We start from the raw sequence: 22,802 nt of genomic DNA on the forward strand, positions 1-22,802 counted from the left end.
GGGGCCCAACCTTTGGTTCCGGCCAGCGGCCTATGGTGGTCGCCCACCTGGCGACTATCCCGCCGGGCGGGGCCGCGCGCCACCACACCCCCCCGGGGGGGCGGGTCCGTTCGGACCGCCCCCCGCTTCTCGCTTCGTGTTACCTGGTCGTACCGACCGCTGCGGCCGTCAGTGCATGACGGCCATGGCGAGGGCACGGCGGGCGCGCATCGACGCGCGCTCCGCGCGCCGCTGCATACGCCGGGCGGCGACCATGCGTACCGCCTGGCGCTCCACCTCGGCTTCCTGCAGCCGCTGATGCATATGCGCACGGGCCAGGGCTTCTGGCATGAGTTGCATTTCGAGGGTCCTGTTCTGACGCGACTTGTTCGCGCCGGTGGTGGTGAAGTCTGGGGTCGCGGAGCCGGTGGGCTCGCTTGCGGACGTCGTCATCGGGGCCTGCTTCTGGGGGTCGTTCGTTCGGGGGTGGTCGATGGTTCCCGGGCGGTTCATGCGGAGACCGGGTTCTTGCGCGGGCGACCACGCGGCCGCTTGCGGGCCACGACCACACCCTGGACGAAGAGCTCCCCGCCCCAGACGCCCCACGGCTCACGCCGCTCCTTGGCACCCGCGAGGCAGGCGGCCATCAGAGGGCAGGTGCGGCAGAGCGACTTGGCGTACTCGACATCGGCCGGGGACTCGGCGAAGAAGACCTCCGGGTCGAAGGAGCGGCAGGGGACGGGTACGCCGAGGTTCTCGATGGCGTCGTCGAGCGCGGTGAGCGCGGTGAGGGGAGTCAAGGCGGGGTCCTCCGTGAGACCGGGCGGGGGGAGAGTCGGGGCGGGCGGTACGGACGGGGCGTGCGCTTCGAGTTGCACGGTGTTTTCTTCCTCGTCATGTCGGTGTCGGTCCGGCCGGGTCGGCCGGGTGTCGGCTGGTACCGAGGCCCCCTTCACTCCGTCCGTCCCGTTCGGGACAAACAGAAGGGCCGCGGATCCCTGATGGGGTTCCGCGGCCCTGAAGGCGCCTGCCTGATCTGAATCAGGCTGGATCACTCCAGGGTTCGAGCCCACGGAAGGCCCACATCATGTGGTGCTGGTACTTCTTCGTCTGCTTCTCGGCTCCGGCACCGGTCGCCGCGAAGGTGTGGGCCTGGGCCCGTCCCTTCGCTGCTGCTGCTCCCGGCGCCTGGATCGGTCGCTCATTGCGCTCATCACGCACGGGGAGGCTCGCCAGGGAGGCCGGGGCGGCGGCAAGAATGCCGACGAGACCGGAGACGCCGGCGGACAGACCGGTGCCCTGGAACGAGGAGCCGAGCGTGCAGGTGGCGGCGACCGAGCGGTCCGTCACTTTGGTGCTGATGAAGCTGGTGGTGTTCTCGATGTAGCTGGCCACTGGTCTCGCCTCCTCTCGGCGTCTCGGGGACTTCGGCCTCGCGGCCTGATCCCATGCTTATTCGGATGAGTACAGCTAAGTACAGCACGGAGACCCGGCTTCGGAGAAGCTCGTGTTTCCGTGGTTAAGAACCTATGGGGCTTCCCCTGGCGGGCGCAAACTATTTTCTCGACGAGTTTTCACGAACCCGTCCCATCTGCTCCGCCAGGCTCTTCACCTGCGCAGATGGCCAGAACATCGGTGCCGAACCGGTCCAGCTTGCGAGCGCCCACGCCGGCGATCACCGCGAGCTCCGGACCGCACGACGGCACCGCCTCCGCGATCGCCATGAGGGTCTTGTCCGTGAAGACGACGTACGGCGGCATGCCGAGCTCCCGCGCCTGGTGGGCGCGCCAGTCGCGCAGCCGCTCGTACAGGCCCTCGTCCATGTCCGAGGGGCAGTCCTCGCAGCGCATCAGCTTCATCTCGCCGGCCTCGGTCAGCGTCTTGCCGCAGACCCGGCACAGCACCGGGCCCCTGCGGGTGCGCTTGCGGGCGGCCGGGCCGCGCTCGATGCCTCCCGCGCCGCCGCCGGCGACCCTGGCCGAGCGGGAGCCGGAGCCCGGGCGCAGGCCGTTCAGGAAGTGGCTCGGGCGGCGGTTGGCCCGGCCGCCCGGCGAGCGCGAGAGCGACCACGACAGACCGAGGTGCTGCCGGGCCCGGGTGACCCCGACGTAGAGCAGCCGCCGCTCCTCCTCGATCTGCTCGTCCGTCTTGGCGTAGGTGATGGGCAGCATGCCTTCGGTGAGGCCGACGACGAACACCGCGTCCCACTCCAGGCCCTTGGCCGCGTGCAGCGAGGCGAGCGTGACGCCCTGGACCGTCGGGGCGTGCTGGGCCGCCTCCCGGGCGCGCAGCTCGGCCACCAGATCGGACAGGCCCGCATCGGGCCGTGCCTGAACGAAGTCCTCGGCCAGGCGCACCACGGCGGCCAGCGACTCCCACCGGTCGCGCACCGCGCCGGAGCCGGTCGGGGGCACCGCCGTCCAGCCCTTGGTGCCGAGCACGGCGCGCACCTGAGAGGGCACATCCGCGTCGTCGAGCAGTGCGTCGTTGCGGCCGGCGAGCGAGGCGCCGCCGAGGGCGGTCAGCGCCTCGCGGACCTCGGGGCGCTCGAAGAACCGCTCGGCGCCGCGCAGCTGGTAGGGGACGCCCACGTCCGCCAGGGCCTGCTCGTAGATCTCGGACTGGGCGTTGATGCGATACAGGATCGCGATCTCGCCGGCCGGGACCCCGGACCGGACGAGGTCGCGGATGCGCTGGGCCACGCCCTCCGCCTCGGCGGGCTCGTCGCCGTACTCGGTGTAGACGGGCTCGGGGCCCGCCGGGCGCTGGGAGACGAGTTCGAGCCGGTGGTCGGCGGCTCGGCCCTTGGCCTGGTTGAGCAGGCCGTTGGCCAGGTGCACGACCTGGGGGGTGGAGCGGTAGTCGCGGACCAGTTTGACCAGCGTCGCGTTCGGGTGGCGGGTGCGGAAGTCGAGCAGGTAGTCCGGGGTCGCGCCGGTGAAGGAGTAGATGGTCTGGCTCGCGTCTCCCACCACGCACAGGCTGTCGCGGTCGCCGAGCCACAGGTCGAGCAGGCGCTGCTGGAGGGGGCTGACGTCCTGGTACTCGTCCACCACGAAGTGCTGGTACTGGCGGCGGATCTCCTGGGCGATGTCCTCGCGGTACTGGAGCACGCCCACCATCAGGAGCAGCACGTCCTCGAAGTCGATCACCACCCGGTCCTGCTTGAGCTGCTCGTACGTGCGGTAGATCTGGGCGATCTCCGCCGGGTCGCGCGGCGGCTCGCGGTGGGACTTGGCGACGGCGGCCGGGTAGTCGGCGGGCACCGTCTGGGTGACCTTGGCCCACTCGATCTCCCCCGTCACGTCCCGCAGTTCGTTGCGGTCCAGACGCAGGCCGCTGCGGGCCGCCGCCTCGGCGACCAGCTGGACCTTGCGCTCGACGAGCCGGGGCGGATACGGGCCGCCGACCGCCCGGGGCCAGAAGTGCTGGAGCTGGCGCAGGGCCGCCGCGTGGAAGGTGCGCGCCTGGACGCTGCTGACGCCGAGCTCGCGCAACCGTCCGCGCATCTCGGCCGCCGCCCGGTTGGTGAAGGTGACGGCCATGACACCGGCCGGGGGCAGGATGCCGGAGCGCACCCCGTAGGCGATCCGGTGGGTGATCGCGCGGGTCTTGCCCGTCCCCGCGCCCGCCAGCACGCACACCGGACCGTGCAGGGCCGTCGCGACCTCGCGCTGCTCGGGGTCGAGCCCGTCGAGCACCGCGTCCGCCGAGTCGGGGGCCTGCGGGAAGAGGGAGGAGTGCGTTGCTGATGTCACCCCGCCATGCTGCCAGGTCCCCCGGGACCGCTGTGCCGCGTTGTCCACAGGCGACGCCCGTTGTCGTACTAATACGCCCGTCGCGCCCGCCGTCCCCCGGGTCCCGCCTGGTCACGCCCGGCGGTGACGGCGGCCCCGCCGATTTGGTCACATGCGCCGCCCGTGCGGGAATGGCGGTCGCCCCCCGTACGTTCCACTGCCTGCGGAACCGCATTCGGCGGGGCGCGCACGCCAGTCAGCGATACAGAGGAGCGCGAGACACATGCCGGGCACTGTGACGATGTACAGCACCACCTGGTGCGGCTACTGCCAGCGGCTGAAGAAGCAGATGGACCGCGAGGGCATCGCGTACACCGAGGTCAACATCGAGCACGACCCGGAGTCGGCGGCGTTCGTGGAGAAGGCCAACGGCGGCAACCAGACGGTTCCGACGGTGCTCTTCGACGACGGCTCCACGCTCACCAACCCCTCGCTGGCGCAGGTCAAGCAGAAGATCGGCGTCTGAGACCGGGGTCTCGGACCAGATCCGGGTCCGGCTTTCGCACTGGATCCGAGTCCGGCTTTCGGACCGGGTCCGGGTCCGGACCACGAGCAGGGCCCCCGTCCACGATCGGACGGGGGCCTTCCTCGTGCCCGGGCGCGACCGGAAGCCCCGTGCGGGGCCCGGCCGCGGGTCGGCGGGACGGTTCAGTGGGACGCCTTCGGCAGCGGCTTGCCGTACCAGAGCTCGATCAGGCGGGCCGCGATCGAGATCCCGTACGGAGGCAGCACCTCGCCGGACTCGAAGGCGGCGGCCAGGTCCTCGCGGGAGAACCAGCGGGCCTCGTGGATCTCCTCGCCGTCCACGTTGATCTCGGACGAGGTGGCCTTGGCCATGAAGCCGAGCATCAGGCTGGACGGGAACGGCCAGGGCTGGCTCGCGACGTACTCGACCGGCCCGACCGTGACGCCGGCCTCCTCGAAGACCTCGCGGCGCACCGACTGCTCGATGGACTCTCCCGGCTCGACGAAGCCGGCCAGGGTGGAGAAGCGGCCCTCGGGCCAGTGCACCTGGCGGCCGAGCAGCGCCCGGTCCTGCTCGTCGGTCACCAGCATGATCACGGCCGGATCGGTGCGCGGGTAGTGCTCGGCGCCGCAGGCCTGGCAGCGGCGGATGTGGCCGGCCGCCGCGATCACGGTGCGCTCCCCGCAGCGCGAACAGAAGCGGTGCAGCCGCTGCCAGTTCTCCAGGGCCACGGCGTGCGTGACCAGGCTCGCCTCGCGCGGGGAGAGCAGGAGGCCCGCCTCGCGCAGCCCGGCGGGCCTCGCCGACTGGTCCATGCGGCCGGGCAGCGCGTCCTTCTGGAGCGCGAAGTAGCTGACGCCGTCCTCGTCGGTGCCCAGGAAGTAGCGGTGGGTCTCGGTGACCGGGGCCTCGAAGGCCGGCGTCATGACGAGCTCGGTGCGCCCTTCGGCGCCGTCCGGGCCGTCCGCGGGCTCGTCGATCAGGACCTGGCCGCCGGAGACCACGAAGACCCGGGTCGTCGGGTGGCTCCAGGCGGCCGCGAGCCAGGCCTCGTCCAGGCGGTGGTGGGCCGCCCGGTCGATGCCGCTCGGCTCGGTGAGGCCGATGGGCGTGGCGAGCCCGATCGGCCGGTCCGTGAAGGCTTCACTGCTGGTGGTGCTCACAGGTGCTTCCAACTCCCCCGGGTGGATGGTGTGTTCAGCGATTTCTGTCAGCCGGCGGCGTGGGCCGTGGTGGCGGCGAGGTCGCTCCACAGGTGGGCCGTGGTCTCGACGCCCTTGAGGAGCAGGTCGAGCTCGACCTTCTCGTTCGGCGCGTGCCAGCCGTCGGAGGGGACCGAGATCCCCAGGAAGAGGACGGGTGCCGCGAGGACGTCCTGGAGGTCGGCGGCCGGCCCCGAACCGCCCTCACGGGTGAAGCGGATCTTGGTGCCGAAGGCCTCGCCCATCGCGCGCACGACGGCCTTGAGCGCCGGGTGGCCGAGCGGGGTGAGGCACGGCCTGGTGCCCGCGCTCCAGGTGACCCGGTGCCGGATCCCGGCCGGGACGCGGCTCGCGACCCAGTCGGTGACGAGCTTCTCGATGTGCTGCGGGTCCTGCCCCGCCACCAGGCGGAACGACAGCTTCACCATGGCCGAGGCGGGGATGATCGTCTTGCCGCCGGGGCCCTGGTAGCCGCCGCCGATGCCGTTGACCTCGGCGGTCGGACGGGCCCAGATCCGCTCCAGGGTGGAGAAGCCGGCCTCGCCGTGGGCCGCCCGCGACTTGGCGGTGCGCAGCCACTCGGCCTCGTCGAAGGGCAGCTCGGCGAACAGCTCGCGCTCGGCGTCGGTGAGCTCGGCGATGCCGTCGTAGAAGCCGGGCACGGTGACGCGCCGGTCGTCGTCGTGCAGCGCGGCGACCAGGCGGGCCGCGGCCGTCGCCGGGTTGGGGACGGCGCCGCCGAAGGATCCGGAGTGGATGTCCTGGTCGGGCCCGTGCAGCTGGATCTCGCACTCGGCGAGGCCGCGCATCCCCGTGCACACGGTGGGCGTGTCCTCGGACCACATGCCGGTGTCGGACACGATCACGACGTCCGCCGCGAAGCGCTCGGCGTGCTCCTCCACCAGGGCGCGGAAGTGCGGCGAACCGGACTCCTCCTCACCCTCGATCAGGAGCTTCAGATTGACGGCGGGGGCGGTGCGGCCGGTGGCGGCGAGGTGCGCCCGCACGCCCAGGGTGTGGAAGAACACCTGGCCCTTGTCGTCGGCGGCGCCGCGTCCGTACATCCGGCCGTCGGCGATCACCGGCTCGAACGGATCGGTGTGCCAGCCGTCCTCGCGGGCGGCGGGCTGCACGTCGTGGTGGCCGTACACCAGGACGGTGGGCGCGCCCGGCTCGCCCGAGGGCCACTCCGCGTAGACGGCGGGGGCGCCCGGGGTGTCCAGGACCTCGGCGACCGGGAAGCCCGTCCCGCGCAGCTTGTCGGCCAGCCACTGGGCACTGCGGCGCACGTCGGCCGCGTGCTCGGGCTGGGCCGAGACGGACGGGATGCGCAGCCACTGCGCGAGGTCGTCGAGGAAGGCGGCGCGGTGCTGCTCGATGTACGCGCGCACCTGTGCGCTGGTGGTCTGGACGGCGCTGTCCGGGGTCGTGCTCATGCCCCTGAGCCTATCCGCCCGGGAGAGGTGGCCGGTCGGCCGGTCCGCCCTGCGGACGGTGCCCGAGCAGGATCGCCGCCAGCTCCGCACGGTCCGGCAGATGGGCCGGACGGACCGTCTCACCTGTGCGTACGTACACGAACGCGGCCCGCACCGACTCCGGCGGCACGCCCATCTGCTCGGCCCAGGCCACCCGGTAGACCGCCAGCTGGAGGGGGTCGGCGGAGGCTTCGCGCCCGGTCTTCCAGTCGACGATCTCGTACGTGGCGAGCGCGCCGTCGCCCTCCTTGTAGACGGCGTCGATCCGGCCCCGGATCACCCGGCCCGCGAGGGTGAGCTGGATGGCGGCCTCGGTGCGGAACGGTGTGCGCGTCGCGTACGGGGTGCGCTCGAAGGCCTCCTTGAGGGCGGCGAGGTCGCGCTCGTCGGCGATGTCGGCCTCGCTGTCGTCGGAACCCGGGAGCTCGTCGGGGCCGAGCAGGGGCAGCGGAAGCTCCTCGAACCGGGACTCCACCCAGGCGTGGAAGCGGGTGCCCCGGCGGGCCGCGGGCTGCGGGCGCTGCGGCATGGGGCGGGCGAGCTCGCGGGCGAAGCCGTCGGGATCGGCGGCGAGGCGCAGCAGCTCGGACGCGGTGAGCGAGCCCGGCACCGCGACCTCGCGGGTGGTGGCCCGGGCCCGGCGCAGCTCGGTGGTGAGCGCCTCCAGGTCGCGGTCCCAGGAGTGCAGGGTGCGGCGGTCCTCGGGGGTGAGGCGCTGGGCGGGGATCGCGGGGGCGGGCTCGATGGGGGCGGGCTCGGTGGGCGGGGGCTCGGCGGCTGAGGGCGCGGCGGCCGGGCGGGCGGTGGGCAGCAGGTCCCAGTCGTCGGCCGCGAAATCCTCGGGGAGGGCGAACTCCCCGTCCTCATAAGGCTCTTGCTCGTGCAGGGAACCCGGGTACGACTCCTGCTCATACGGCTCGTACGGCTCCTGCGGCTCGTACGATTCCTGCGGCTCCTGCGGCGGGGCCGGGGTCGCCAGGTGGGCCAGGACGCGTTCGGCGGCGGCGCGGCGGCGGGCCAGGGAGCGGGCGTCGAGCGGGAGCGGCCAGGCGTGGATGGTGGCCGACTCGTGGAGGGCGGGGTTCTCGGCGTCCTCGGCCGGTTCGTCCGCCCAGGCCTCGATCTCACCGTGCCCCGCCGCGCAGTGCTCGTACAGGGCGCGCAGGAAGGCGGAGGGGCCGCGCGGCTTCTTCTGGCTGGGCCCCCACCAGTGGCCCGAGCCGAGCAGCAGGGAGCGGGGCCGGGTGAACGTGACGTATCCCAGGCGGAGTTCCTCCGTGTGCTGGTGGTCCTTCATCTCCTCCTTGAAGGACTTGAGCCCCTTCGCGTCCCACTCCGCCACGGCCGGCAGGGTCGGGGCGTCGCCGCGCAGCGCGTGCGGCAGGACCTGCGCCTGCGACGTCCAGGATTCGCGCGAGCGGGTGGACGGGAACGCGCCGGTGACCAGTCCTGGCACCGCCACGACGTCCCATTCGAGGCCCTTGGACTTGTGCGCGGTGAGGACCTTCACGGTGTTCTCGCCGCCGGGCAGCGCGTTGTCCAGGCCCTTCTCGTACTGCGCGGCGGTCCGCAGGAAGCCGAGGAAGGCGAGCAGGGACGCCTCGCCGTCGAGCGCCGCGAAACCGGCCGCCAGGTCGAGGAAGCCGGAGAGCGTCTCGCGCCGCCGGGCCGCCAACGCGTGCGGGGACGCCGAGAGTTCGACCTCCAGGCCGGTGACGGTCAGGACGCGGTGCAGGACGTCCATCAGCGGATCGGCGAGCGACCGGCGCAGGTCGCGCAGCTCGGCGGCGAGGCGGGCGAAGCGGACGCGGGCCTCGCCGGAGAACGGCAGGCCGTCGTCCTCGGCGCCTTCCAGGAAGGTGTCCAGGGCGTCGGCGAGCGAGACCACCTCGGCCGGGTCGACCCCTTCGACGGCGTCGGCGAGGCGCTGGTCGGGATCGTCGGTCCCGCCGGTGGCGCGGCGTACGAGATCGCGGGCGCGCCGGCCGAGCAGGGCCAGGTCGCGGGGGCCGATGCGCCAGCGGGGACCGGTCAGGATCCGGACCAGGGAGGCGTTGGCCCCCGGGTCCTGGAGGACTTCGCAGACCGCGACCAGGTCGGCGACCTCGGGCAGATGGAGCAGCCCGGAGAGGCCGACGACCTCGACGGGGACGTCCCGCGCCACCAGCGCGCCCTGGATCTGCGGGAAGTCACCGGCCGTGCGGCACAGGACGGCGATCTCACCGGGCGCCTTTCCGGTGCGCACGAGGTGGGCGATCGAGTCGGCCAGCCACTCGATCTCCTCCTGGTGGGTCTCGTGCAGGGCGATGCGCACGCTGCCGTCGCGCTCGGCGCCGGGCGCCGGACGCAGCGCCTCGACCCCTTCGTGCATCGAACGCAGCGGCGCGGCAAGGGAGTTGGCGAGGTCGAGGAGGCGTCCGCCGCTGCGGCGGTTCTCGGAGAGCGCGTACCGGGTGGCGGGGCGGCCGTCGCCGTGGGGGAAATGGCGGGGGAAGTCGTCGAGGTTGGCCACCGAGGCGCCGCGCCAGCCGTAGATGGCCTGGCAGGGGTCGCCGACGGCGGTCACCGCGTGCCCCGTTCCGCCGCCGAAGAGCGCGGCCAGCAGTCGGCGCTGGGCGACGGAGGTGTCCTGGTACTCGTCCAGGAGCACCACCCGGTACTCGTCGCGCAGGATCCGGCCGACCTCGGGGTGGGTGAGGGCGAGCTCGGCGGACAGCGCGATCTGGTCACCGAAGTCGAGCAGGTCGCGGCTCTTCTTGGCGGCCCGGTAGCGGGTGGTGAGGTCGAGCAGTTCGAGCCGGGCTGCGGCGGCCTCCGGCACCTTGCGCAGCTCGGCGTTGCTCAGCTTGGCGCCGGCCAGGGTGCGCAGCAGGTCCTGGTCGTACGCGGCCAGGCGCTCCGGGCGTACGAGGTGTTCCGCGAGCTCGGCGTCCAGGGCGAGGAGGTCGCTCACCAGGGCGGCGAACGACTTGGTCAGCGCGGGGTAGGGGCCCGGGGCCTCGCGCAGCACCCTGGCGGCGAGCTGGAAGCGGGTGGCGTCGGCGAGCAGGCGGGAGGTGGGCTCCAGGCCTATGCGCAGGCCGTGGTCGGTGAGCAGACGGCCCGCGAAGGCGTGGTACGTCGAGATGCCGGGCTCGCCCTGCTCGGGCTCGGCCGACTCCGGGTCGGTGATGCCGGCCCTGATCAGGGCGGTGCGTACGCGCTCGGCGAGCTCGCCGGCGGCCTTGTTGGTGAAGGTCAGGCCGAGGACCTGCGCGGGTGCGACCTGGCCGGTGCCCACCAGCCACACGACGCGGGCCGCCATGACGGTCGTCTTCCCCGAGCCGGCTCCGGCCACGATGACCTGCGGGGCGGGCGGGGCGGTGATGCACGCCGTCTGCTCCGGGGTGAAGGGGATGCCGAGGAGCTCCTTGAGCTGCTCGGGGTCGGTGAGGGGGGTGGGCACGTGTGGAAGGGTAGTGGGGGGTGCTGACAATGGGGCCTTTGTGCAGGTCGGGGGGTCTCCCCCACCCCGCCCCTCCCCGAGACCCTCCGGGGGCGTGGGGGGGGCGGGGGCGTGGCGGCCGGGGCATGGCGGCCGGGGCATGGCGGCCGGACCCTCGACGGGGCTCCGCCCCGACCCCAGCCTTCGTCCGCGGACCGTAGGGGCTGGTCGCGCAGTTCCCCGCGCCCCTAGGACGGCCGCTCCCGGCGGCACCGGGCGGTCGCAGGGCGGCTCCGCTCGGCGCCCTGAGGGGCGCGAGGAACGGCGCGAGAAGCGACCACGGCCCGCACACGAAAGCGGGTTCAGGGGCGCGGGGAACTGCGCGACCAGCCACCCGCGGCCCGCACACGATCGGGGGTTTCAGGGGCGCGGGGAACTGCGCAAGAAGCGACCACGGCCCGCACACGAAAACGGGTTCAGGGGCACGGGGAACTGCGCGAGAAGCGACCGCAGGCCGCAGACGAAAACGGGTTCAGGGGCGCGGGGAACTGCGCGACCAGCCACCCGCGGCCCGCACACGAAAGCGGGTTCAGGGGCGCGGGGAACTGCGCGACTGCGGGCCGCGGGGGCGGGCGGGGTCGGGGGCTTGGGCAGTCGCTACTCCAGGATTTGTTTGCCCTCGGGCTGGGCCGTGCACGACGCCCTGAACGCGCAGTGCGCACAGTGCCCCCCCGGCGCCGGAGTGAAGCGCTCGTCCAGGACACGCCCCGCCGCCGTGGCGAGAAGATCCCCCACCCACTCCCCCTCGAGCGCCCCCTGGGCCTGGACCTTGGGGAACGCGTCGCCGCCCTCACGCTTGGGGGCGCTCTGGCGCAGGTGGACCAGTTCGGCGCCGCCCGGCTCGGGGCGGCGCCCGTCGAAGACCTCGTCCAGGGCGCCCTCCCTGACCGCCAGCTGGTAGACCGCCAGCTGGGGGTGGGAGGCGACCTCCGCCGCGGTGGGCGCCTGCTTGCCCGTCTTGAAGTCGACCACGTACGCCCGGCCCTCGACGTCCTGCTCGACGCGGTCCATGGAGCCCCGGATGCGCACCGCGTACTCCCCGGCCTCCAGGGTGACGTCGAAGCCGTGTTCCGTGGCGACGGCGGTGCGGCCCGCCCGGTCCAGGGTGTGCCAGCGCAGGAAGCGCTCCAGGGCGTCCCGCGCGTTCTGCTTCTCCTGGACCGACTTCCAGGGCGCGTCGAAGGCGAGCGCGTCCCAGACGGAGTCGAGGCGTTCCATCAGGACGGCCAGGTCCGCGGGCGTACGCCCGGAGGCCACCTCGTCGGCCAGGACGTGCACCACGTTGCCGAAGCCCTGGGCGGCCGTGGCGGGCGCGTCCGCCTTGACCTCGCGGCCCAGGAACCACTGGAGGGAGCAGGTGTTGGCGAGCTGGTCCAGGGCGCTGCCGGACAGCGCGAGGGGCAACTCCCGGTCGCGCAGCGGCACTTCGGAGCGGGTCGGCTCGTCAAGGCCCCACCAGCGGTGCGGATGCGCGGCCGGGACGAGCGGCTGGCCCTCCTCGTCGCTGAGCGCGGCCAGCCGGCCCAGGCGTTCGGCGGCGGCCTCGCGCAGCGCGTCGGAGGCCGCCGGGTCGACGGTGGTGGCGCGCAGCTCGGCCACCAGCGCCGCGACCGCGAGCGGGCGGCGGGGGCGGCCGGTGGTGTCGCGGGGCTCGACGCCCAGCTCGGTGAGGAAGCGGGACGGCTGGTCGCCGTCGTCGGCCGGGGCCTTGACGGCGGTCACGATCAGACGGTCGCGGGCCCGGGTGGCGGCCACGTAGAACAGCCGCCGCTCCTCGGCGAGCAGCGCGCCCGGGGTGAGCGGTTCGGCGAGCCCGTCGCGTCCGATGCGGTCGGCTTCGAGGAGCGAGCCGCGGCGGCGCAGATCGGGCCAGAGCCCCTCCTGGACGCCCGCGACCACGACGAGGCTCCACTCCAGGCCCTTGGAGCGGTGGGCGGTCATCACGCGGACCGCGTCGGGGCGCACGGCCCGGCGGGTGAGGGTGTCGGCCGCTATGTCCTGGGCGTCGACCTCTTCGAGGAAGTTGAGCGCGCCCCTGCCGCCGGTGCGCTCCTCGGCGCGGGCCGCGGTGTCGAACAGGGCGCAGACCGCGTCCAGGTCCCGGTCGGCGGCCCGGCCGCCCGCGCCGCCGCGCAGCGCCGCGCGCTCCAGGCGCTGCGGCCAGGGCGTGCCGCTCCACAGCTCCCACAGCGCCTCGGCCGCGGTGCCGCCGCCTTCGAGGAGTTCGCGGGCCTTGCGCAGCAGCGCCGCGAGCCGCTGGGCGCCGCGGGCGTACGCGGGGTCATGGGCGACGAGCCGTTCGGGTTCGGCGAGGGCGCGCGCGAGCAGCACGTCGGACGGGGCCGGGACGCGGGCGCCCGCGGCCCGCTCCTCGTCGCGCAGGGCCCGCCCGAGCCGGCGCAGATCGGCGGTGTCCATGCCGCCGAGCGGCGAGGTGAGCAGCGTGTGCGCGGTCTCGGGGTCGAGCGGCGCGGTGGCGGGCGCGGGCCTGCCCGGGTGGACGAGGCTGACCCGCGCGGGGCCGGGCCCCGGCGTCCGGCCCGCGGCGCGCCCCAGCGCGGCCTCGGCCACGACCCGCAGCGCCGTCAGGAGCGGCCCCACCGCCGGTTCGTCGCGCAGCGCGATGTCGGCGCCCGAGGTGTCGACGGGGACGCCGGCCGCCGTCAGGGCGCGGCGCAGTACCGGGATCGCGCGGGTGCCCGCGCGGACCAGGACCGCCATCTCCTGCCAGGGCACGCCCTCTTCGAGGTGGGCGCGGCGCAGCAGGTCCGCGATGTTGTCCAGCTCGGTGGAGGCCGTGGGGTAGGTGTACGCCTCGACCCGGCCGCCGGTGCGGGTGGGCCGCAGCTCGCGGTGCGCGCGGACCTGTTCGGCGGGCAGGCGCGGCAGCGGCATGCGGCGGGTGAGCAGGCGGGTGGCGTCCAGGAGCGCGCTGCCGGAGCGGCGCGAGGTGGTGAGCACCTCGACCGGCGCGGGCGTTCCGCCGTTGCGCGGGAAGGCGTCCGGGAAGTCGAGTATGCCGTTGATGTCGGCGCCGCGGAAGGTGTAGATCGACTGGTCGGGGTCGCCGAACGCGACCAGGGTGCGCCCGCCGCCCGCCAGCGCCTGGAGCAGCCGGACCTGCGCCGGGTCGGTGTCCTGGTACTCGTCGACGAACACCGCGTCGTAGGCCGGCAGCTCCACGCGCCCGGCGAGCAGCACCGCGCGGTGGACCAGCTCCGCGTAGTCGAGGACGCCCTGGAGGTCGAGCACGTCGAGGTACTCGGCGAGGAACGCGGAGGCCGCCTTCCAGTCGGGCCGGCCCGCGCGCTCGGCGAAGCGGGCCAGCGCGTCGGGGCCGAGGCCCAGCTCGCGGCTGCGGGCCAGCACCGCGCGCACCTCGTCGGCGAAGCCGCGGGTGGTCAGGCAGGCGCGCAGCTCGTCGGGCCAGCGCACATGCGCGAGCCCGCTGCGCTGGAGCCCGATCTGCCCGGCCAGCAGGTCGCGTACGGCCACGTCCTGTTCCGGACCCGACAGCAGGCGCAGGGGCTCACGGAAAAGCCCGGCCTCCTGGTGCGCGCGGACCAGGGCGTAGCAGTACGAGTGGAACGTGGTGGCCTGCGGGCTCTTCGCGCCGGCGCCGAGCCGCAGCGCCATCCGGTCGCGCAGCTCGACGGCGGCCTTGCGGCTGAAGGTGAGCACCAGGACGCGCTCGGGGTCCGTACCCGCCTCGACCCGCGCCGCGACCGCCTCGACCAGGGTGGTCGTCTTGCCGGTGCCGGGCCCCGCGAGCACCAGAAGAGGACCCGAGCGGTGGTCAACCACCCTGCGCTGGGGTGCGTCAAGGAGAGGGGGGTCCACCGGGGCCGGCGGGGTTCGCACCAGCCGGTACGCGCCGGGGGTCGCCCGGCGTGCCTGTGGGTACGCCGTACGCCCGGTGGAGAAGGAGGAGCTCACGTGGATCGCCGGTCCTGGTGGGTGTGCTGATCGTGATGGTGCTTACGGGGCCTGCGCGGCCGGCGCAGACCCTCGACGGTACGCCGAACCGCGTCCGCCGTGCGGCGGGTCATCCGTACGGTCCTCCGGCCGCCCCGGACGGCCGGGGATGGCGGAAGCTGTCAGGTATGAGCCGCCCCGCCACCGACCGCGCCGCCGGTGTCAGTGCCGGCGCCGGTGCCGATTCCGGTGCCGCCGGTGACGTTTCCGGTGCCGCCGTCGCCCCCCGTGCCGTCCCAGCGGGCCCGGCGCATGTCGAGCCGCGGCAGATGGCCCTCGGCGGTGCGGGACGCCTCGCGCAGGGGCGTGCTCTCGTCGCGGTAGTGCCCGAGGGCGCGCAGTTCGTGCCCGGGCAGCAGCACGCCGTCCGACCGGACCACGCGCCACCACGGCACCGCGCCGCCGTAGAGCGCCATGACCCGGCCGACCTGGCGCGGGCCTCCCTCGCCGAGCCACTCGGCCATGTCCCCGTAGGTCATCACCCGGCCGGGTGGGATCTGCTCCGCGACGTCGAGCACCCGTTCCGCGTACTCGGGAAGCTCCGGCGGCGCCTCACTCCGGTCCCGCTGTTGCTGGCTCATCCGCTCCATCCTGCCGCACGCCACCGACAGTCGTCCCGGGCCGGCCGCGTCGTGGGCGCGGGGCGGTCGCGCGGCGCCGAAGGGGCGCAACTCACACCGCGCACGCCTCGGCAATGCACCCTGATGCCCCCCTGGGATCTCTGGACATGCCACCATCGTGCGGGCGGTGAGCGGTGATACGAGACCAAGACAAGATGGACGAGCCAGCGAAGGAGCGGGGCGTGCAGCCACCCGAGGCGGCGGCAGACAGCACCCCTGATCCGGGGCGCCGGTCCGCCTCGTCCGAACCGGCCGGGCCGACGGACGAGGCCGCGCACACCGGCACCCCCGCTCCCGGACGCCCCGGAGATCCGGCCCGCACCGAGGACCACGAGCCGCTCGGCCACCCCGGCCACCCCGGCGACGCGGAGCCCGCGGCCCCCGAAGCGCCGGGCTCCGCCGGATGCGGTGAAGGGGACGGGCGCAACGGCGCCCTGTGCGACGACGGCTCCGGGCCGGTCGAGCGGGTCTCCGTGGACGAGCCACTCCTGCCCGCCCGCGTGCACCGCCCCTCGGACCTGCTCCGGCTGCTCACCGGTGTGCTCGCCATCGCCGTCGTGCTGGCCGTCGCGGCGTTCGCCCACGGCACCACGTCCGGCCTGGAAGACGACATCACCAAGGGCACGACCGGCACCCCGGACGTCCTGATCCGCCTCGCGGGGCTCGCCTCCAGCATCGCCGTCCTCGTCCTGCCGGTCGCCTTCGCCATCGAGCGGCTGATCAAACGCGACGGACTGCGCATCGCGGACGGCGTCCTGGCCGCGGTGCTCGCACACGGTGTGGCGCTCGCCACCGACCTGTGGGTCGCCAAGTCGGCGCCGGGATCGATCACCGAGGCGCTGACCCGTCAGCTCCCGGCCGGCGGGCTCACCGACCCGGTGCACGGCTATCTGGCGCCCGTCATCGCCTACATGACGGCCGTCGGCATGGCGCGCAGACCTCGCTGGCGGGTCGCGCTGTGGGTGGTGCTGCTGCTCAACTCCTTCGCGGTCCTGGTCGGCCGGCAGACCACCCCGTTCTCGATCATCGTGACGATCCTGATCGGCTGGACCGTCGCGTACGGCACGCTCTACGCGGTCGGCTCGCCCAATGTGCGGCCCACCGGCCAGACCCTGCTCGCGGGGCTGCGGCACGTCGGCTTCAACCCGGTGAGCGCGCTGCGCGCCGAGGACGTGCCCGACTCGATGGAGCAGGGCGAGCGCGGCCGGCGCTATCTGGTCACCCTCAAGGACGGCCCGCCCCTGGACGTCACGGTCGTCGACCGCGAACAGCAGGCGCAGGGCTTCTTCTACCGGGTGTGGCGCCGGCTGACCCTGCGCTCCATCACCACCCGCCGTTCGATCCAGTCCCTCAGACAGGCCCTCGAACAGGAGGCGCTCCTCGCGTACGCGGCCATCGCGGCCGGGGCGAACGCGCCGAAGCTCATCGCCACCTCCGAGCTGGGCCCGGACGCCGTGATGCTGGTGTACGAGCACACCGGGGGCCGCTCCCTGGACTCGCTCGACGACGAGGAGATCACCGACGGGCTGCTGCGCGAGACGTGGCGGCAGGTGGAGGCGCTCCAGTCCCGCCGCATCGCGCACCGCAGGCTGGCCGGTGACGCGATCCTGGTGGATCGTTTTGGCAGGGTCATCGTGACCGACCTGCGCGGCGGCGAGATCGCGGCCGGCGACCTCGTGCTCCGGATGGACGTGGCCCAGCTGCTCACCACGCTCGGCCTGCGCGTCGGCGCCGAGCGCGCGGTCGCCTCGGCCCTCGACGTGCTCGGCCCCGACGCGGTCGCCGACAGCCTCCCCCTCCTCCAGCCCATCGCGCTGAGCCGCTCCACCCGCTCGACCCTGCGCAAGCTCGGCCGCGAACAGGCCCAGCGCGAGCGCGAGGCGGTCCTCGACGCGTCGGACGCGGCCCGGGAGGCGAAGGCCGCGGAGGCGGCCGCGGCCAAGGAGGCGGCGGCGCACCCCGAGGCGGTCGCCGCGGCGCCGGACGGCCGCAAGGCGGTCAAGGCGGAGAAGAAGGCCGAGAAGCTGGCCATCGACGAGGCCCTCGACGAGGCGCACGAGGACGATCTGCTCACCCAGATCCGCCACCAGGTGCTGCTGATCCGCCCGCAGGCCCCGGTCGAGCCGGTACGCCTGGAACGCATCAAGGTGAAGACGCTGATCAGCTTCGTGGCGGGCGCGTTCGCCGCATACTTCCTGCTGGTGCAGCTCACCAACATCAAGTTCGGCGATCTGGTCGCCAACGCGCAGTGGGGCTGGGTCGCGGCGGCCGTGCTGTTCTCGGCGCTCTCCTACCCCGCCGCCGCGGCCAGCCTGCTCGGCTTCGTGCCCGAGCGGGTGCCGTTCTGGCGGGCGGTCGTCGCGCAGGTGGCGGGCTCGTTCGTGAAGCTGGTGGCGCCGGCCGCGGTCGGCGGTGTCGCCCTCAACACGCGGTTCCTCCAGCGCGCGGGGGTGCGGCCGGGGCTCGCGGTGGCGAGCGTGGGCGCGTCCCAGCTCTTCGGGCTCGCCTCGCACATCTCGCTGCTGCTGATCTTCGGCTATGTGACCGGAACGGAGCAGACCTCCGAACTGTCGCCGTCCCGCACGGTGATCGCGGGCCTGCTCACGGCGGCGGTCCTGATCCTGGTCGTCACCGCCGTCCCGTTCCTGCGGAAGTTCGTGGTGAGCCGGGTGCGCTCGCTGTTCGCCGGGGTCGTGCCGCGCATGCTGGACGTGCTCCAGCGACCGCAGAAGCTGGTGACCGGGATCGGCGGGATGCTGCTCCTGACGGGCGTGTTCGTGATGTGCCTCGACGCCTCGATCCGGGCGTTCGGGACGGGCAGCGACCACACGCTGAGCTACGCGAGCGTGGCGGTCGTCTTCCTGACGGCGAACGCGCTCGGCTCGGCCGCGCCGACACCGGGCGGCGTCGGCGCGGTCGAGCTGGCGCTGTCCACGGCGCTGACGATCGCCGGCATGACGGCCGAGACGGCGACGTCGGCGGTCCTCCTGTACCGCCTGCTGACGTTCTGGCTCCCCGTGCTGCCGGGCTGGCTGTGCTTCAACTACCTCACACGGAAGGGCCAGTTGTAGGGCCACCCGGCCCCCGCCCTCAGAACCCCGCCGGCACCGTCCCCAGCAGGGCCAGCGAGGCCAGCACCTCCACCGCGCCCACCACCCCCACCCTCAGGCCCCGCCCCGGCAGCGCCGCGGCGCGCAGCGCGTACGCCGTGAAGGGCAGCGCCAGCCACGGGTCCAGGCAGGCCGCAAGAATCAGGGCCAGCACGTGGTAGGCAACCGAACCCCGGTAGTACGCGCGGGAGTTGCGCTCCCTGATCATGGTCTTCACATACGGCACGGTCCCGCCGAAGTACAGCAGACAGGCCACCGCCGGAGCCACCCCCGCGCCCCACGACCCGCCGCCCAGCCGCAGCGCCACCAGCAGCATCCCGCACGCCGGGACCACCGCGGCAAGGCCGTTGAGCAGGGCCCGCTCCCGATTGCGGTACGCGTAGCGGGTGTTGACGGCGAGGAACGGCGCGGCGCACGCCGCCGCGAGCAGCAGCCACGGGTACGCCACCGCGAGCGGAAGGCCGCACAGCGCCGCCCCCGCGCCGCAGCAGAGCGCCGGGCGCACATGGCGTCCCGGTGCGTTCGGGTTGCGGGAGTTCACGCGCAGCCGCAGCCACTGCTGGCCGTGGTACACCGCGAGATAGCCGAGCAGCCAGGTCGCGAGCAGCGGCAGATGCGCCCAGCGCGGCCGGCCCAGGAACGTACCGGCGAGGAAGGGCACGGCGAGCATCGCCCACGCCCCGTGCTGGTTCGGCAGCCAACGGCTCCGGGCAGCTCCGCGACCGCCGCTCATGACGCCCACCTTCCCCTCCCCCTCGATTCCCCCTCGAAATGACCAAAAGTACGGGACGCCGTGCGAGCGCGGCGCTTTTCCCAGTTTCTCAGCACCGCGCCGGGACATTTGCGGAATTAGGTCACCGTCCACCGGGACCTAAGTCCCCGGGTGGCAAGAAATGGCGGGCGTAAGGTCGTTGGTGGCCGTCCGGAGGCGTCCGCTTTTCCCGACAGTCCGTCCGGAAAGGCCCGCTCACATTCTTTTTCCGGGCCCAAGGAGTTTCCCGTGCACAAGAGGCCGCACCAGAAGGCACAGCACGAAAGCGGCGGCGAAGGCCGGACCGGTGTCGCCGACGCCCTCGTGCGGGCGGGCAGCTTCTTCACCCGCGCCGAGGTCTCCGCCGATCTGCGCACCGTGCACCGCACCGGCGGCCGCCGGGCCGAGTCCTTCTACCGGGACCGCTGGAGCCACGACAAGGTCGTGTACTCGACGCACGGCGTGAACTGCACCGGTTCGTGCCGCTGGAAGGTGTACGTCAAGGACGGGATCATCACCTGGGAGACCCAGGCCACCGACTACCCCTCCGTCGGCCCCGACCGTCCCGAGTACGAGCCCCGCGGCTGCCCCCGCGGCGCCTCCTTCTCCTGGTACAGCTACTCCCCCACCCGCCTCCGGTACCCGCACGTGCGCGGCGAGCTCCTGAAGATGTACCGCGAGGCCAGGGCCCGCCTGGGCGACCCGGTCCTGGCCTGGGCCGACATCCAGGGCGACCCCGAGCGCCGCCGCCGCTACCAGAGGGCGCGCGGCAAGGGGGGCCTCGTGCGGGCGAGTTGGGAGGAGGCCGTCGAGATCGTCGCGGCCGCCCACGTCCACACCATCAAGGAGCACGGCCCCGACCGGGTCGCCGGGTTCTCGCCGATCCCCGCCATGTCGATGGCCTCGCACGCCGCCGGCGCCCGCTTCCACTCGCTCATCGGCGCCCCGATGCTGTCGTTCTACGACTGGTACGCGGACCTGCCGGTGGCCTCCCCGCAGGTGTTCGGCGACCAGACCGACGTGCCCGAGTCCGGGGACTGGTGGGACGCGGCGTATCTGATGATGTGGGGCTCCAACGTCCCCGTCACCCGCACCCCCGACGCCCACTGGATGACCGAGGCCCGCTATCGCGGCCAGAAGGTCGTCACCGTTTCCCCGGATTACGCGGACAACACCAAGTTCGCCGACGAATGGATGCATCCGCACCCCGGAACGGACGGCGCGCTGGCACTCGCCATGGGCCATGTCGTGCTCAAGGAATTCTTCGTCGACCGGCCGACGCCTTTCTTCACCGACTACGTCCGCACCTATACCGATCTGCCGTTCCTGGTCTCCCTGCGGGAAACGGACGACGGGCTCGTGCCGCACAAGTTCGTGACGGCGGCCGACCTCGGCGACGACACCGAGAACGCCCGGTTCAAGACGGTCCTCATCGACGACACGACGGGGGAACCGGTCGTCCCCAACGGCACGTTGGGCCACCGCTGGGGCACGACGCCCGAGTGGAACCTGGACCTGGGCGACACCGTGCCCCGCCTCACCCTGCTCGACGAGCCGGGCGGCGAGCGCGCCGAGATCGTGCTGCCCCGTTTCGAGGAGACCGGCAGCGAGGCCCGGGGCGTGGTGCGCCGCGGCGTTCCGGTCCGCCGGATCGGCGGCCGGCCCGTCACCACGGTGTTCGACCTGATGCTGGCCCAGTACGGCGTGGGCCGCCCGGGCCTGCCCGGGGACTGGCCCGCCTCGTACGAGGACGCGGCGACGCCGGGCACGCCCGGCTGGCAGGAGACCCTCACCTCCGTCCCGGCCGCCCAAGTGGTACGCATAGCAAGGGAGTTCGCCGAGACGGCCGAGAAGTCCGGGGGCCGCTGCATGATCCTCATGGGGGCCGGCACCAACCACTGGTTCCATTCCGAGACCATCTACCGGGCCTTCCTCGCCCTGCTCACCCTGACCGGCTGCCAGGGCCGCAACGGCGGCGGCTGGGGCCACTACGTCGGGCAGGAGAAGTGCCGCCCGGTCACCGGCTGGGCCACCCTGGCGAGCGCCTCCGACTGGACCCGGCCGCCCCGGCACATGATCGGCGCGGGCTGGTTCTACCTCCACACCGACCAGTGGCGCTACGACACGCTGCCCGCCGAGTCGCTGGCCTCGCCGCTCGCCGAGGGTCGTTTCGAGGGGATGACCGGCGCCGACTGCCTGGCCGCTTCGGCCCGCATGGGCTGGATGCCGTCCTACCCGACCTTCGACCGCAACCCGCTCGAACTCGGCGAGGCCGCCGACCCCGTCCAGCACGTGGTGGACGAACTCACCGCGGGGCGGCTCGGTTTCGCGGGCGAGGACCCGGACGCGCCGCGCAACTGGCCGCGCGTCCTGAACGTCTGGCGCGCCAATCTGCTCGGCTCGTCCTCCAAGGGCAACGAGTACTTCCTCAAGCACCTGCTGGGCACCCATTCCAACCTCCCCGACGACGGACCGCGGTGTGCCCCGCGGGACGTGGCCTGGCACCCCGAGGACGTCGAGGGCAAGCTCGACCTGCTGCTCGCCATGGACTTCCGGATGACGTCCACGACGCTGCTCAGCGACGTGGTGCTGCCGGCCGCCACCTGGTACGAGAAGCACGATCTGTCCTCCACCGACATGCACCCCTTCCTGCACGCCTTCACCCCGGCCGTGGACCCGCCGTGGCAGGCCCGCTCGGACTACGACGCCTTCCACGCCATCGCCCGGCGCTTCGGCGAACTGGCCGGCGCGCACCTCGGGGTGCGCCGGGACGTGGTCGCGACCGCGCTCCAGCACGACACCCCGGGCGGCGAGATGGCGCAGCCCGGCGGTGTCGCGCTCGACTGGTCCAAGGGTGAGTGCGAGCCGGTGCCGGGGCGCACCATGTACAACCTGACGGTCGTGGAGCGGGACTACGGCGCCGTCGGCGAGAAGTTCGCCGCGCTCGGCCCGCTGGTGGACGAGCTGGGTGTGACCACGAAGGCGGTCACCTTCGACGTGGCGGACGAGGTCGCGTACCTGGGGCGGAAGAACGGGTTGGTGCGCTCGGGCGCGGCGCGCGGCAGGCCGCGGCTCGACACCGCGCAGCGGGCCTGCGAGGCGATCCTCTCGCTCTCCGGTACCTCCAACGGCCGTCTGGCCATGCAGGGTTTCGAGACCCTGGAGAAGAAGACCGGGCAGCCCATGGCCCAGCTGGCCGCCGAGGCCGAAGGCAGGCGCATCACCTTCGCGGACACCCAGGCCCGGCCCGAACCGGTGATCACCTCACCGGAGTGGTCGGGCAGCGAGTCGGGCGGACGGCGCTACACCGCGTTCACCGTGAACACCGAACACCTCAAGCCCTGGCACACCCTGACGGGTCGTCAGCACTTCTTCCTCGACCACGACTGGATCCACGAGGTCGGCGAGGCGCTGCCCGTCTACAAGCCACCGCTGGACATGCACCGCCTGTACGGGGAGCCGGAGCTCGGCTCGACGGACGGCAGGCAGGTCGCCGTCCGCTATCTCACGCCGCACAACAAGTGGGCGATCCACAGCCAGTACCAGGACAACCTCTACATGATGACGCTGGGCCGCGGCGGTCAGACGATCTGGATGTCCCCGCAGGACGCCGCGGCGATCGGCGTGGACGACAACGACTGGATCGAGGCGGTCAACCGCAACGGCGTGGTCACCGCCCGCGCGATCGTCTCGCACAAGATGCCCGCCGGCACGGTCTACATGAACCACGCGCAGGAGCGCACGGTCGGCGTGCCGAAGACCGAGAAGACCGGCAGACGCGGCGGCATCCACAACTCACTCACCCGGATCATGCTCAAGCCCACCCATCTGGTGGGCGGCTACGCCCAGTTGACCTGGGCCTTCAACTACCTCGGCCCGACCGGCAACCAGCGCGACGAGGTCACCGTCATCCGCCGCCGCGACCAGAAGGTGGAGTTCTGAC

Annotated in this window: 13 protein-coding genes; 3 read left to right on the forward strand and 10 right to left on the reverse strand. The window is 73.3% G+C overall.

All coding sequences use genetic code 11. The features are described 5' to 3' along the window. Positions 1-168: 168 nt before the first annotated feature. The 4 genes from ACGF3I_RS13975 to ACGF3I_RS13990 form a co-directional block, all read right to left on the reverse strand. On the reverse strand, positions 169-492 hold the full coding sequence (locus ACGF3I_RS13975) for a hypothetical protein (RefSeq protein ID WP_388976766.1): 324 nt from the start codon (positions 490-492) through the stop codon (positions 169-171). Next, the gene (locus ACGF3I_RS13980; protein WP_393131520.1) at positions 489-857 is read right to left on the reverse strand and encodes a WhiB family transcriptional regulator; all 369 of its coding nucleotides are present in this window, start codon (positions 855-857) and stop codon (positions 489-491) included. Before ACGF3I_RS13980 ends, ACGF3I_RS13975 begins: the two co-directional genes overlap by 4 nt. Before the next feature lie 163 nt (positions 858-1,020). Continuing rightward, entirely contained in the window at positions 1,021-1,374 is a 354-nt protein-coding gene (locus ACGF3I_RS13985) for a hypothetical protein (RefSeq protein WP_393131522.1), read from the reverse strand. A gap of 179 nt (positions 1,375-1,553) precedes the next feature. Beyond that, positions 1,554-3,737, reverse strand: coding sequence for an ATP-dependent DNA helicase UvrD2 (locus ACGF3I_RS13990; RefSeq protein ID WP_393131524.1), 2,184 nt, complete (start codon positions 3,735-3,737; stop codon positions 1,554-1,556). Positions 3,738-3,999: 262 nt separating this feature from the next. On the opposite strand from ACGF3I_RS13990, the gene ACGF3I_RS13995 reads away from it, so the two are divergent. Further along, on the forward strand, positions 4,000-4,242 hold the full coding sequence (locus tag ACGF3I_RS13995; protein ID WP_018535132.1) for a mycoredoxin: 243 nt from the start codon (positions 4,000-4,002) through the stop codon (positions 4,240-4,242). Positions 4,243-4,424: 182 nt separating this feature from the next. Here the strand turns inward: ACGF3I_RS13995 and nudC are convergent, their stop codons facing one another. The 5 genes from nudC to ACGF3I_RS14020 form a co-directional block, all read right to left on the reverse strand. Continuing rightward, positions 4,425-5,405: an NAD(+) diphosphatase gene (gene nudC, locus ACGF3I_RS14000; protein ID WP_393131526.1), complete on the reverse strand. Its 981-nt coding sequence runs from the start codon at positions 5,403-5,405 to the stop codon at positions 4,425-4,427. A 47-nt stretch (positions 5,406-5,452) separates the two neighbouring features. Beyond that, positions 5,453-6,880, reverse strand: a complete 1,428-nt coding sequence (locus ACGF3I_RS14005; RefSeq protein WP_393131528.1) for a dipeptidase — start codon at positions 6,878-6,880, stop codon at positions 5,453-5,455. Positions 6,881-6,890: 10 nt separating this feature from the next. Then, entirely contained in the window at positions 6,891-10,364 is a 3,474-nt protein-coding gene (locus ACGF3I_RS14010) for a UvrD-helicase domain-containing protein (protein ID WP_393131530.1), read from the reverse strand. A gap of 636 nt (positions 10,365-11,000) precedes the next feature. Then, complete coding sequence (locus ACGF3I_RS14015) at positions 11,001-14,339, reverse strand: ATP-dependent helicase (RefSeq protein ID WP_393131532.1); 3,339 nt, start codon at positions 14,337-14,339, stop codon at positions 11,001-11,003. 161 nt (positions 14,340-14,500) lie between these two features. Beyond that, positions 14,501-14,959 carry an MGMT family protein gene (locus ACGF3I_RS14020; protein WP_393131534.1) on the reverse strand — a complete coding sequence of 153 codons (459 nt, stop codon included), beginning with the start codon at positions 14,957-14,959 and terminating at the stop codon, positions 14,501-14,503. A 194-nt stretch (positions 14,960-15,153) separates the two neighbouring features. On the opposite strand from ACGF3I_RS14020, the gene ACGF3I_RS14025 reads away from it, so the two are divergent. Further along, on the forward strand, positions 15,154-18,069 hold the full coding sequence (locus ACGF3I_RS14025) for a flippase-like domain-containing protein (RefSeq protein ID WP_393131536.1): 2,916 nt from the start codon (positions 15,154-15,156) through the stop codon (positions 18,067-18,069). A gap of 19 nt (positions 18,070-18,088) precedes the next feature. On the opposite strand, the gene ACGF3I_RS14030 is transcribed toward ACGF3I_RS14025, so the two are convergent. Further along, on the reverse strand, positions 18,089-18,841 hold the full coding sequence (locus ACGF3I_RS14030) for a YwiC-like family protein (RefSeq protein WP_393131538.1): 753 nt from the start codon (positions 18,839-18,841) through the stop codon (positions 18,089-18,091). A gap of 342 nt (positions 18,842-19,183) precedes the next feature. Between ACGF3I_RS14030 and ACGF3I_RS14035 the strand changes: the two genes are divergently transcribed. Beyond that, positions 19,184-22,801: a nitrate reductase subunit alpha gene (locus tag ACGF3I_RS14035; protein WP_393131772.1), complete on the forward strand. Its 3,618-nt coding sequence runs from the start codon at positions 19,184-19,186 to the stop codon at positions 22,799-22,801. The last annotated feature ends 1 nt before the right edge of the window (position 22,802 follow it).

The sequence above is a fragment of the Streptomyces sp. NPDC048111 genome, from assembly GCF_043202815.1.
Lineage (GTDB): Bacteria > Actinomycetota > Actinomycetes > Streptomycetales > Streptomycetaceae > Streptomyces.